The sequence below is a fragment of the Enterobacter sp. DSM 30060 genome (assembly GCF_013375955.1).
GTDB lineage: Bacteria > Pseudomonadota > Gammaproteobacteria > Enterobacterales > Enterobacteriaceae > Enterobacter > Enterobacter intestinihominis.
In genome coordinates this window covers 1,846,054-1,859,099 of record NZ_CP056118.1, presented here as the reverse complement: position 1 = coordinate 1,859,099, position 13,046 = coordinate 1,846,054, and the positions used below count along the sequence as shown (strand labels likewise).

Annotated in this window: 8 protein-coding genes and 1 tRNA gene; 6 read left to right on the top strand and 3 right to left on the bottom strand. The window is 57.8% G+C overall.

Features of this window, described 5'->3' with window-relative positions; genetic code table 11:
* Nucleotides 1-2: 2 nt before the first annotated feature.
* Together trmH and recG are read left to right on the top strand one after the other, a co-directional pair.
* Nucleotides 3-692 (top strand): tRNA (guanosine(18)-2'-O)-methyltransferase TrmH, encoded by a 690-nt coding sequence (gene trmH / locus HWQ15_RS08835; protein ID WP_032622047.1) that lies wholly within the window; start codon nucleotides 3-5, stop codon nucleotides 690-692.
* A 3-nt stretch (nucleotides 693-695) separates the two neighbouring features.
* Nucleotides 696-2,777, top strand: a complete 2,082-nt coding sequence (recG, locus tag HWQ15_RS08830) for an ATP-dependent DNA helicase RecG (RefSeq protein ID WP_063148971.1) — start codon at nucleotides 696-698, stop codon at nucleotides 2,775-2,777.
* Nucleotides 2,778-2,780: 3 nt separating this feature from the next.
* On the opposite strand, the gene gltS is transcribed toward recG, so the two are convergent.
* Nucleotides 2,781-3,983, bottom strand: coding sequence for a sodium/glutamate symporter (gene gltS, locus HWQ15_RS08825; RefSeq protein ID WP_048966547.1), 1,203 nt, complete (start codon nucleotides 3,981-3,983; stop codon nucleotides 2,781-2,783).
* A 225-nt stretch (nucleotides 3,984-4,208) separates the two neighbouring features.
* On the opposite strand from gltS, the gene xanP reads away from it, so the two are divergent.
* Together xanP and HWQ15_RS08815 are read left to right on the top strand one after the other, a co-directional pair.
* Nucleotides 4,209-5,600: a xanthine/proton symporter XanP gene (xanP, locus tag HWQ15_RS08820; RefSeq protein WP_015570053.1), complete on the top strand. Its 1,392-nt coding sequence runs from the start codon at nucleotides 4,209-4,211 to the stop codon at nucleotides 5,598-5,600.
* 136 nt (nucleotides 5,601-5,736) lie between these two features.
* Entirely contained in the window at nucleotides 5,737-7,413 is a 1,677-nt protein-coding gene (locus tag HWQ15_RS08815; protein ID WP_255319058.1) for an AsmA family protein, read from the top strand.
* Between the two features lie 129 nt (nucleotides 7,414-7,542).
* Here HWQ15_RS08815 and yicI read toward each other — a convergent pair whose 3' ends face one another.
* Nucleotides 7,543-9,861, bottom strand: coding sequence for an alpha-xylosidase (gene yicI / locus HWQ15_RS08810; RefSeq protein WP_063148973.1), 2,319 nt, complete (start codon nucleotides 9,859-9,861; stop codon nucleotides 7,543-7,545).
* Nucleotides 9,862-9,873: 12 nt separating this feature from the next.
* Entirely contained in the window at nucleotides 9,874-11,265 is a 1,392-nt protein-coding gene (locus HWQ15_RS08805) for a glycoside-pentoside-hexuronide family transporter (protein ID WP_063136741.1), read from the bottom strand.
* A 286-nt stretch (nucleotides 11,266-11,551) separates the two neighbouring features.
* On the opposite strand from HWQ15_RS08805, the gene HWQ15_RS08800 reads away from it, so the two are divergent.
* Together HWQ15_RS08800 and HWQ15_RS08795 are read left to right on the top strand one after the other, a co-directional pair.
* Nucleotides 11,552-11,646: transfer RNA gene (locus tag HWQ15_RS08800), tRNA-Sec, on the top strand.
* A gap of 162 nt (nucleotides 11,647-11,808) precedes the next feature.
* The gene (locus tag HWQ15_RS08795) at nucleotides 11,809-13,032 is read left to right on the top strand and encodes an integrase arm-type DNA-binding domain-containing protein (RefSeq protein WP_044599767.1); all 1,224 of its coding nucleotides are present in this window, start codon (nucleotides 11,809-11,811) and stop codon (nucleotides 13,030-13,032) included.
* Nucleotides 13,033-13,046 lie beyond the last annotated feature (14 nt).

The following is a 13,046-nucleotide window of genomic DNA, read 5'->3' as shown; positions in this document are numbered from 1 at the left end:
TTATGAATTCAACACGTTACGAGCGAATCTGCGAAATGCTCGCCAGGCGTCAGCCTGATCTGACGGTCTGCATGGAGCAGGTCCATAAACCTCATAACGTCTCTGCTATCGTCCGCACCGCAGATGCCGTCGGCGTGCATGAAGTCCACGCCGTCTGGCCAGGCGCACGTATGCGTACCATGGCCTCCACCGCCGCAGGCAGCAACAGCTGGGTATCCGTGAAAACTCACCAGACTATTGGTGAAGCGGTCTCGCACCTGAAAGGGCGTGGCATGCAGGTTCTGGCAACCAACCTCTCAGCTAAAGCCGTGGATTTCCGTGAGATCGACTACACCCGTCCGACCTGCATTTTAATGGGCCAGGAGAAAACGGGGATCACGCAGGAAGCACTGGATTTGGCTGACCGGGACATCATCATTCCGATGATCGGCATGGTCCAGTCACTCAACGTGTCGGTCGCCTCAGCGCTGATCCTGTATGAAGCGCAGCGCCAGCGTCAGAATGCCGGAATGTACGAGCGCAGCAACAGCATGCTGCCGGAAGAGGAGCAGCAGCGCCTGCTGTTTGAAGGTGGCTATCCGGTGCTGGCTCGCGTTGCGAAGCAGAAGAAATTGCCTTACCCCCACGTCAACGCGCAGGGCGAAATTGAAGCCGATGCCGAGTGGTGGTCCACCATGCAGTACGCAGGATAAATCATGAAAGGCCGCCTGCTGGACGCCATACCGCTCAACAGCCTGACGGGCGTGGGCGCGGCACAAAGCAGTAAACTGGCGAAGATTGGCCTGCACACCGTGCAGGATCTCCTGCTCCACCTCCCCCTGCGTTACGAAGACCGTACTCAGCTTTATAAAATTGGCGATCTGCTGCCCGCTATTTACGCCACCGTTGAAGGGGAAGTGCTGAACTGCAACATCACCTTTGGCGGACGCAGGATGATGACCTGCCAGATCAGCGACGGCACCGGCATTCTCACCATGCGCTTTTTCAACTTCAATGCGGCGATGAAAAACAGCCTTGCCACCGGACGACGCGTACTTGCGTACGGTGAAGCCAAACGGGGCAAATACGGCGCGGAGATGATCCACCCGGAATACCGCGTGCAGGGCGATCTCAGCTCACCTGAGCTACAGGAGACGCTCACGCCGGTCTATCCAACCACCGAAGGCATTAAGCAGGCCACGCTGCGCAAGCTCACCGACCAGGCGCTGGAGCTGCTCAATACCTGCGCCATTAACGAGCTGCTGCCGCCGGAGCTGGCGCAGGGCATGATGAGCCTGCCGGAGGCGTTGCGCACCCTGCACCGTCCGCCGCCGACGCTTCAGCTCATAGACTTAGAAAGCGGTAAACACCCCGCACAACGGCGTCTTATCCTTGAGGAGTTACTGGCTCATAACCTGAGCATGCTGGCACTGCGCGCCGGTGCGCAGCGTTTCCACGCTCAGCCTTTAGGCCAGCGTGATGAACTCAAAGATAAGCTGCTGGCCTCACTGCCGTTTAAACCCACCGGCGCACAGGCGCGGGTTACCGCCGAGATTGAACGCGATATGGCGCTGAATGTGCCGATGATGCGCCTGGTGCAGGGCGACGTGGGTTCCGGGAAAACGCTGGTTGCCGCGCTGGCCGCTTTACGCGCTATCGCCCACGGCAAGCAGGTGGCGCTGATGGCGCCGACAGAACTGCTGGCCGAGCAGCACGCCAACAATTTCCGTAACTGGTTCGCCCCACTGGGGATCGAAGTGGGCTGGCTGGCCGGGAAGCAGAAGGGCAAAGCACGTCTTGCGCAGCAGGAAGCCATTGCCAGCGGGCAGGTGCAGATGATTGTCGGCACGCACGCCATTTTCCAGGAACAGGTGCAGTTTAACGGCCTGGCGCTGGTCATTATCGACGAACAGCACCGCTTTGGTGTTCATCAGCGACTGGCGCTGTGGGAGAAAGGTCTGCAACAGGGCTTCCACCCGCATCAGCTGATCATGACCGCCACGCCGATTCCGCGCACCCTGGCGATGACGGCCTATGCCGATCTGGATACCTCCACCATCGACGAGCTGCCGCCGGGCCGTACGCCGGTGACGACGGTCGCCATTCCGGACACGCGCCGCAGCGACATCATTGACCGCGTGCGCAACGCCTGTACGCAGGAAGGGCGTCAGGCTTACTGGGTCTGTACCCTGATTGAAGAGTCTGAGCTGCTGGAAGCGCAGGCTGCCGAAGCCACGTGGGAAGAGTTAAAGCTCGCCCTGCCGGAGCTGAACGTCGGTCTGGTTCACGGGCGCATGAAGCCTGCCGAGAAGCAGGCGGTGATGCAGTCGTTCAAACAGGGCGAGCTGCACTTACTCGTTGCGACCACGGTTATCGAAGTGGGCGTGGATGTGCCGAACTCCAGCCTGATGATTATTGAGAACCCGGAGCGTCTGGGCCTGGCGCAGCTCCACCAGCTACGAGGCCGCGTGGGCCGTGGTGCGATCGCCTCTCACTGCGTGCTGCTCTACAAAGCCCCGCTGTCGAAAACCGCGCAGATGCGTTTGCAGGTATTACGCGACAGCAATGACGGCTTCGTCATTGCGCAAAAAGATCTGGAGATCCGCGGCCCGGGTGAACTGCTGGGCACGCGTCAGACGGGTAACGCCGAATTTAAAGTGGCGGATTTGCTGCGCGATCAGGCCATGATCCCCGAAGTACAACGCCTTGCGCGTCATATTCATGAACGCTACCCCGAACAGGCGGCAGCGTTAATTGAACGCTGGATGCCGGAAACCGAGCGGTATTCCAACGCCTGACGGTCAGCCAAACATCGGCAGCATCAGATAGAGCTTAATGACCAGCGCGTTGACGATATCAATGAAGAATGCGCCCACCATCGGCACCACCAGAAACGCCATGTGCGACGGGCCGAATCGTTCGGTGATCGCCTGCATATTCGCGATGGCCGTTGGTGTCGCTCCCAGACCAAATCCACAGTGACCCGCAGCCAGTACCGCCGCATCATAGTTTTTGCCCATCATGCGCCAGGTAACAAAGATGGCATACAGCGCCATAAACACGGCCTGTACCGCCAGGATCGCCACCATCGGCAGCGCCAGCGAGGCCAGCTCCCACAGCTTGAGGCTCATCAGCGCCATCGCCAGGAACAGCGACAGGCTGACGTTCCCCAGCACGGACACCGCGCGTTCGAAGACGCGGTAGAAGCCCATCTGCGCCAGACCGTTGCTCAGGATCACCCCGATAAACAGCACGCAGACAAAGGTTGGCAGTTCGAAAGCCGTTCCCACCAGCCATTGCGCAACGATTTTGCCCACGGTGAGGCAGATGGCAATCATGGCGATGGTTTCAATCATCACCAACGAGGTGATGCTGCGACCAACGTCCGGTTTTTCGAACGCGGTCGGCACCATTTCATCGTCTGGTCTGCCTTCCGGCGTAGTGGAATGTTTCACCAGATAGCGCGCCACCGGGCCGCCAATCAGCCCGCCAAGCACCAGGCCAAAGGTCGCGCAGGCCATTGCCACTTCCGTTGCGTTTTCAAAGCCATAGCGTTCGATGAACAGCTTGCTCCACGCCGCGCCCGTTCCGTGGCCACCTGACAGGGTAATCGACCCCGCCAGCAGACCCATCAGCGGATCCAGCCCCAGCAGCGACGCCATACCGATGCCGATGGCGTTTTGCATCAGCAGCAGGCCCACCACGACAATCAAAAACACGCCCAGCACCTTGCCACCCGAACGCAGGCTTGCGAGGTTAGCGTTCAGGCCGATAGTGGCAAAGAAGGCCAGCATCAACGGATCTTTCAGGGACATATCAAAATCAATTTCCCAACCCATGCTTTTTTTCAGCACCAGCAGGGCCAGCGCCACCAGCAATCCACCGGCTACAGGTTCAGGAATGGTGTACTTTTTCAGAAAGGAAACACTGTGTACCAGCTTGCGACCAAGCAGAAGAACCAGCGTTGCGGCAACAAGGGTCGACAACGTATCGAGATGAATCATAAAAGGCTCCTGTTATGCGCGTGTTCCATACACACGCGGCGTTATCCTGGGCCGGGTGTTGCTCGTCATGAGCCGCCGGCGCGAAAAGTGTAATTTTTTTTTCCTGTTCGTTGTAGAAAACCTGCTCACACCGGCAGATTTTCTCTCTTTTTTTTGCTGGCAATCGTTTGCTTTTACCAGGTGGTCAGCTAAAATGCCCGCTTTTCCACCGTGGGATTGCCGCCGATGTCTGTTAACACTCTGGAGTCTGCTGATGCGCAACCGATTGCGCAGAAGCAAAACAGTGAACTGATTTACCGCCTTGAAGATCGTCCCCCGCTGCCTCAAACCCTGTTTGCCGCCTGCCAGCATCTGCTGGCGATGTTCGTTGCGGTCATCACGCCGGCTCTGCTGATTTGTCAGGCGCTGGGGTTACCGGCGCAGGATACGCAACACATCATCAGTATGTCTCTGTTCGCTTCCGGTGTAGCCTCCATCATTCAAATTAAAGCCTGGGGTCCGGTGGGTTCGGGGTTGCTGTCGATTCAGGGCACCAGCTTTAACTTTGTGGCGCCGCTGATCATGGGCGGTACGGCACTGAAAACCGGCGGCGCAGATGTCCCGACGATGATGGCGGCGCTTTTCGGCACCCTGATGCTGGCAAGCTGCACAGAGATGATCATCTCCCGCGTTCTGCACCTTGCGCGCCGGGTGATCACCCCGCTGGTCTCCGGCGTGGTGGTGATGATTATCGGCCTGTCGCTGATTCAGGTGGGTCTGACCTCCATCGGGGGCGGCTACGCGGCAATGAGCGACCATACCTTCGGCGCGCCGAAAAACCTGCTGCTGGCAGGCGTAGTGCTGGCGATCATTATTCTGCTTAACCGCCAGCGTAACCCGTACCTGCGCGTGGCTTCGCTGGTGATCGCCATGGCGGCCGGTTACCTGCTGGCGTGGGCGCTGGGCATGCTGCCGGAAAACACCACCCCAACCAACAGCGCGTTGATTACCGTGCCAACGCCGCTCTACTACGGCCTGGGCATTGACTGGAGTCTGCTCCTGCCGCTGATGCTGGTCTTTATGATCACCTCGCTGGAAACCATTGGCGATATCACTGCCACCTCCGACGTGTCCGAGCAGCCGGTCTCCGGCCCGCTGTACATGAAACGTCTGAAAGGCGGCGTGCTGGCGAACGGACTGAACTCGTTTGTCTCGGCGGTGTTCAACACATTCCCGAACTCCTGCTTCGGCCAGAACAATGGCGTGATCCAGCTGACCGGGGTTGCCAGCCGCTACGTGGGCTTCGTGGTGGCGCTGATGCTGGTGGTCCTCGGCCTGTTCCCGGCGGTGAGCGGGTTTGTACAGCACATTCCCGAGCCGGTCCTGGGCGGCGCGACGCTGGTCATGTTCGGTACCATCGCGGCCTCCGGCGTGCGTATCGTCTCCCGCGAGCCGCTGAACCGCCGCGCAATCATGATTATTGCGCTGTCTCTCGCCGTAGGACTTGGCGTCTCCCAGCAGCCGATGATTTTGCAGTTTGCCCCGGACTGGGTGAAAAACCTGCTCTCTTCCGGCATCGCCGCGGGCGGTATTACCGCTATCGTGCTGAATCTCATTTTCCCGCCTGAAAAGAACTGATCCCCACACGGCAGGCTGTCAATGCCTGCCGTGACATCTCTTTACACCATTCCCGCCTTGAGCATTGCGCATAAATCGTGCATAACACCCTTATGTGCGTTTCGCGGGAAGGAAGACCATGAAATTTATTGGATAGCTGCTTATCTATCTTCTGGTAGCCCTGCTCATTGTAGTGCTCGCCTTTTATTTTCTGCTCCAGACCCGCTGGGGCGCATCGCAGGTCAGCAGCTGGATCACGGTGAATACCGATTACGAGCTCAACTTTGACCTGATGGATCACCGCTTTTCATCCCCTTCTCACATCCTTCTGGAAAACGTCACCTTCGGACGAGATGGCAAACCGGCCACGCTGGTCGCTAAAAAAGTGGATATTGGCTTAAGCAGCCGCCAGATCACCGACCCGCTGCATATGGACGCCATCACCCTGTTCGATGGCACGCTGAATTTATCTCCACAGACGGCGCCGCTGCCGTTCCAGGCCGATCGTCTGCAACTGAATAACATGGCCTTTAACAGCCCGAATACGGAGTGGGATCTCAGTGCGCAAAAGGTGACCGGTGGCGTCAGCCCGTGGCAGCCCGAGGCGGGGAACGTACTGGGGAAAAATGCGCAAATCCAGATGAGCGCCGGGTCGCTCACGCTCAACGGCATACCGGCCAACAACGTGCTGATTCAGGGACAACTCAACGGCAAAGAGGTGGTGCTGAATACCATCGGTGCCGATATGGCGCGCGGCTCGCTTACGGGGTCGGCTCTGCGTAATGCCGACGGTGGCTGGGTTATCGACACCCTGCGTCTGAATGAGATACGCCTGCAAAGCGACAAATCGCTGCTGGATTTCTTCGCCCCTCTCTCCACCCTGCCTTCGTTACAGATTGGGCGGCTGGAAGTGACCGATGCCCGTCTACAGGGGCCAGACTGGGCGGTAACCGACCTTGATCTTAGCCTGCGTAACCTCACCCTGAGTAAAGGGGACTGGCAAAGCCAGGAGGGACGGTTATCCATGAACGCCAGCGAATTTATCTACGGCTCGCTGCATCTTTTTGACCCTATCCTGAACGCGGAATTCTCCCCGCAGGGCATTGCGCTGCGTCAGTTCACTTCCCGCTGGGAAGGGGGCATGGTGCGCACCTCCGGCAACTGGCTGCGCGACGGGAACGCGCTGGTGCTGGACGACGTTGCCATTGCCGGGCTGGAATATACGCTTCCGGAAAACTGGAAAACGCTGTGGATGGATCCGCTTCCGGCATGGCTGAACAGCGTGACGCTGAAAAAATTCGGCCTGAGCCGCAACCTGGTGATCGACATCGATCCGGCGTTCCCATGGCAGATCACCTCCCTCGACGGTTATGGCGCTAATCTGCGTCTGGCGCAAGACCACAAGTGGGGCGTGTGGGGCGGTAACGCAACCCTGAACGGGGCGGCAGCAACCTTTAACCGCGTCGACGTGCGACGCCCGTCGCTGGCGCTGAATGCCAACGCCGCAACGGTAAACATTACCGACCTGAGCGCCTTTACCGAGAAAGGGATCCTGGAAGCGACCGCCACCGTGTCACAGCTGCCACAGCGACAAACCACCGTGAGCCTGAACGGGCGCGGTGTACCACTCAACGTTTTGCAGCAGTGGGGCTGGCCAGCGCTGCCGATTGCGGGCGACGGCAATATTCAGCTCACCGCCAGCGGCAGCGTGCAGGCGAATGCGCCGCTGAAGCCGACGGTGAACGGGAAGCTTAGCGCGGTGAATATGGATAAACAGCAGGTGCAACAGACCATGACCCGCGGGATGGTGTCGGCGGTGGCTCCGGCACAGTAAAAAGCCGGGTGGCGGCTTCGCCTTACCCGGCCTACGAGGTTTTGGTTCCCTCTCCCCGTGGGTGAGGGCATCAGACCGCATAATTACCGTAGGCCCGGTAAGCGAAGCGCCACCGGGCATTTTTCCAGCTCAGAGGTGGATCACCACCTCATCCCCCTCGGCTTTCACCACCACACCCCACTCGCTGCCCGCATGTGAACCGCCTTTCACGCCGCCAACCTTCTGCACGTTGCGCAAGCACACCGACCAGTTTTGCGCATCTCCCGCGCAGGTAAAGGTCACGACGTCGCCCTGACGTGACGCCTTCAGCGTAAACACCACAGAACCGTCCGCCGCAGGCACTTCGCTTACCGCCGTTGCGCCATCGCTCAGGTTGAAGAGCTGGAAGGTTGTCCCCTCGTGCCACGCATAGTCCGGCTTCTGGTTATTATTGCCGAGCGCCAGCAGCGTGTTGTCGCGCACATAGACCGGCAGGCTCTGGAAATCGTGCTGCTGCTTATGCCAGCGGCTGCCCTCGATTTCATCGTTGTGCCACAGGTGCGTCCAGCGCCCTTCCGGCAGCCAGAACTGCACGTCGCCCGCCTCGGAGAACACCGGCGCCACCATCATCGAATCCCCCAGCATGTACTGGCGGTCGAGGTAATCGCACGCCGGATCGTCCGGGAACTCCAGCATCATTGCCCGCAGCATCGGCGTGCCGAACTCGCGGGCCAGCGCCGCCTGACGATACAGGTACGGCATCAGCTGGCATTTCAGCTGGGTGAAGTGGCGCACCACGTCGCAGGACTCGTCATCGTACGCCCACGGCACGCGGTAGGATTTGCTACCGTGCAGGCGGCTGTGGCTGGAGAACAGCCCGAACGCGCACCAGCGTTTGTAGACGTGCGCCGGAGCGGTGTTTTCGAACCCGCCGATATCGTGGCTCCAGAACCCGAAGCCGGACAGGCCAATCGACAGCCCGCCGCGCAGGCTTTCCGCCATCGATTCATAGTTGGCGTAGCAGTCGCCGCCCCAATGCACCGGGAACTGTTGCGCACCCACGGAGGCAGAACGGGCAAACAGCACCGCCTCTTCTTCTCCCACCGTCTCTTTCAGCACGTTCCACACCAGTTCGTTGTAGATGTAGGCGTAATGGTTGTGCATCTTCTGCGGATCGGAACCGTCAAACCACTGGACGTCCGTCGGGATACGCTCGCCGAAGTCGGTCTTGAAGCAGTCGACGCCGATCTCCACCAGGCCTTTCAGCTTGTCGGCGTACCACCGGCACGCGTCCGGGTTGGTGAAGTCGTAGATCGCCAGCCCCGGCTGCCATTTGTCCCACTGCCACAGGGAGCCGTCCGGGCGCTTCAGCAGGTAGCCCTTCTCTTTCAGCTCACGGAAGATCGGCGATTTCTGGCCGATGTACGGGTTGATCCACACGCAGACCTTCAGCCCTTTCTCTTTCAGGCGGCGGATCATCCCTTCCGGGTCGGGGAAGGTCACCGGGTCCCACTCAAAATCGCACCACTGGAAGGCTTTCATCCAGAAGCAGTCGAAGTGGAACACGTGCAGCGGCAGGTCGCGCTCGGCCATTCCGTCGATAAAGCTGTTGACCGTCGCTTCGTCGTAGTTAGTGGTGAAGGAGGTGGTCAGCCACAGGCCGAACGACCACGCAGGCGGCAGCGCCGGACGGCCGGTGAAGCGGGTATAGCGGTTCAGCACTTCTTTCGGCGTCGGGCCGTCGATCACGAAGTACTCGAGATACTCCCCTTCCACGCTGAACTGCACTTTGGAGACTTTTTCAGAGCCGACTTCAAACGAGACGTTTTCCGGATGATTCACCAGCACGCCATAACCGCGGTTGGTCAGGTAGAACGGGATGTTTTTGTAGGACTGCTCGGTGCTGGTGCCGCCGTCGCGGTTCCAGGTTTCGACCGTCTGACCGTTGCGCACCAGGGCGGTAAAGCGCTCGCCCAGGCCATACACAGTTTCCCCCACGCCGAGATCCAGCCGCTCGAACACGTAATTGCGGTCGGTGTTGCTGTCCTGCACGTAGCCGTTGTTTTTCAGCTGGCTGCCGGTAATGCGTTGGCCGTTGCGCAGGAAATCCAGCGCCCAGAACTCGCCTTTGGTGACGCGCACGCTGGCGCTGCCGCTTTTCAGCTCGGCAAATTCGGCGTTGTTTTCAATCTCAACTTTTACATCCTTCAGAACGTTCAGCGGATAGTGCGGGCCGTTGTTCAGCGCGCCCTGGAAGTGCTCAATGCGCACCCCGACAATCCCTTCCTGCGGAGCAAACAGGCGCACCGTGAACATCAACGTGTCGAGCTGCCAGGTGCGTGCGCGCACGTCACGCGGCGCCACATACACCACCAGGTCATTGCCCTGCTGCTCCACGTCGAACACCTGTACCGGATACGTCACGTTAAGGCCCGGTTGGATAAGCCAGTTTCCATCACTGATTTTCATGCTTACGTCCTCTTAGTTCTGCAATTCTTTGCTGACCGGCAGGTTTTCAAACTCCTGCTGATTGCGGCGCGCGCCCTGCGCCAGCTCGCGCAGGATTTTGGTCAGGAAGGGGGTTTTCAGCGTGTAGTAGCGCCTGGCGATAATGGCGCTCAGCACGTAGCAGATCGCCGGAGCCAGCGTAAACAGACCGATAATGATGCTGATGGTCGCGCTGTTCTGGGTTTTGGCTGCCGCGTCGTAGCCGCCGCCTGCCAGCATCCAGCCGATCATCGCCCCGCCCAGCGCCAGGCCGAGCTTCAGCACGAACAGCGTGCCCGCAAAGCTGATGCCGGTCAGACGTTTGCCGTTGGTCCATTCGCCGTAGTCGACGGTATCGGACATCATTACCCACTGAATCGGCGTCACCAGTTGGTGCAGCACGCCGATAACGAAGATGAAGCCGAACATCAGCACGGTGGCATGCATCGGCACGAAGAACATCGCCACGCTGACCACCGCCAGCGCGGCGTTGGTCCACCAGAAGATGCTGACCTTGCACTTCCAGTCGGTGAGCGGTTTCGCCAGCGCCGAGCCAATCAGGTTGCCGACGCAGTAGGTGGTCAGGAACGCGACGAACACCTCCGGCGAGCCCATGATCCAGGTGCAGTAATACATCATCGCGCCGCCGCGCACGCAAACGGCGAGAATGTTGAGGATGGTCAGCACGCCGACGATGCGCCACTGGTCGTTTTGCCAGATATCGCGCAGGTCTTCCCGCATGGAGGTGGTGCTTGGCGGCACCTGGATGCGCTCTTTGGTAGTAAAGAAGCAGAACGCCAGCATCAGGAACGCGACCACCGACAGCACGGCGATCCCGCCCTGGAAGCCGAACGCCTTATCGTCGCCGCCGATCAGGTTCACCAGCGGCATCATCAGCACCGTGGAGAGCATGCCGCCCGCCGTCGCCAGCACAAAGCGCCAGGACTGGAGGGAGATACGCTGCGTCGGGTCGTTGGTAATTACGCCGCCCAGCGCGCAGTAGGGGATGTTGACCACGGTATAGAGCAGGGTCAGCAGCGTGTAGGTGATGGCTGCGTAAACCATTTTGCCGTTAAGGCTGAGGTCCGGCGTGGTATACGCCAGCACGCAGACGATGCCGAACGGGATCGCGCCGAACAAAATCCACGGACGGAACTTGCCCCAGCGGCTGCGGGTGCGGTCGGCAATCAGCCCCATGCACGGGTCGGAGATCGCATCCAGCGCGCGGGCCAGCAGGAACATGGTGCCGACAAACCCGGCGGGAATACCAAAAATATCGGTGTAGAAAAACATCATATAAAGCATGACGTTATCAAAAATGATGTGGCTGGCGGCGTCTCCCATGCCGTAGCCAATCTTCTCTTTTACTGACAGGACTTCGCTCATCTTTTTATCCTTCACGCTGTAGGGGGCGCTGAGACCGGTTACCGTTTTTTAAACCATTGTTTCAGGAGCGGGTATTGCGTTTTCTGGTTAGCAGATTACGTTTCTTGTTTTTTGTGATCGGGATAAAGGTTGGTGAGCACAAAATGCTAACCTGAGGATTTTCTTAAGAATTAGCTGAAACAGGGGGGTTAAGGTCAAAAGAGCGGTGAAAAAAGTGGTGTGGGGTATGTGGTAAATGCCTGAAAGTAGCTATAATGCGCCCGCCTCCATGTAGCAATGCAGGCGCGGAAGATCGTCATCTCCGGTGAGGTGGCTGGACTTCAAATCCAGTTGGGGGCGCCAGCGTTCCCGGGCAGGTTCGACTCCTGTGATCTTCCGCCAATTAGCCTCTACTGAACTCCACTGTCTCAAGTAAATCCCCTATAATACCCGCAATTAAAGCTGATTATGTTCTCCCGAGGTCTACTGTCTCTACCAGAATCAAGTGCATTCTGGGGGCATAATGGGGGGCATGATTTATAGCCCTATTTTGAGATGCCCCCAATGAAGCTAACAGTCAGACAAATTGATACAGCCAAACCCAAAGAGAAGCCGTATAAGCTATCTGATGGTGGCGGCCTCTACCTTGAAGTAACTACCAACGGCTCACGTTACTGGCGTTTAAAGTATCGCTACGCAGGTAAAGAAAAGCGTCTTGCTTTCGGCGTTTATCCCGAGATTTCTCTCGCTCAAGCACGCGAAAAGCGTGATGCTGCGAAAAAGCTGCTGTCTGCCGGAAGCGATCCCGGTGAAGTAAAGAAAGCAGAGAAAATTGCCCAAAAGCTTAACTATGAAAATACCTTCGAAGCTATTGCCCGTGAATGGCATCAGTTGAGAGCGGATCGTTGGTCATTACGCTATCGCGATGAAATTATTGATACCTTTGAAAAGGATATTTTCCCCTACATCGGTAAGCGCCCTATAGCTGAAATTAAGCCCATGGAATTGCTGGAAACCCTTCGTCGTATGGAAAAGCGTGGTGCATTAGAAAAGATGCGCAAAGTCAGACAGCGCTGCGGTGAAGTTTTCCGTCATGCGATTGTGACCGGACGCGCTGAATACAATCCAGCACCCGATCTCGCCACAGCCCTCGCAACACCAAAGAAAACACATTTTCCATTCCTGACAGCCGAAGAACTCCCTCACTTTCTTAGGGATCTTGCCGGTTACACCGGTAGCGTTATTACCAAGACTGCGACTCAAATCATTATGCTTACAGGGGTACGAACCCAGGAATTACGTTTTGCCCGCTGGGAGGATATCAATTTTGAAAAGCGGCTTTGGGAGATCCCTGCTGAAGTGATGAAGATGAAACGACCACACATCGTTCCGATGTCGGATCAGGTTGTCGAACTTTTTGAGTCACTTAAACCTATTACCGGGCTATACCCACTGGTATTCGTCGGACGTAACGATCGAACGAAGCCGATCTCAAAGGAAAGCGTTAATCAGGTTATTGAGTTATTGGGATATAAAGGAAGGCTGACAGGACATGGTTTCCGCCACACGATGAGTACCATCCTCCATGAAGAAGGTTTTAACTCAGCGTGGATAGAAACGCAGCTAGCACATGTGGATAAGAACGCGATACGTGGGACTTACAACCATGCGCAGTATTTGGAGGGGCGTAGGGAGATGATGCAGTGGTATGGGAACTATCTTGACAACCTTATTGTTGATAGAGATAGTTCAGTATACTTTCCAGACCTAAAAACCATTAATATGTAATATGTTAATTATCT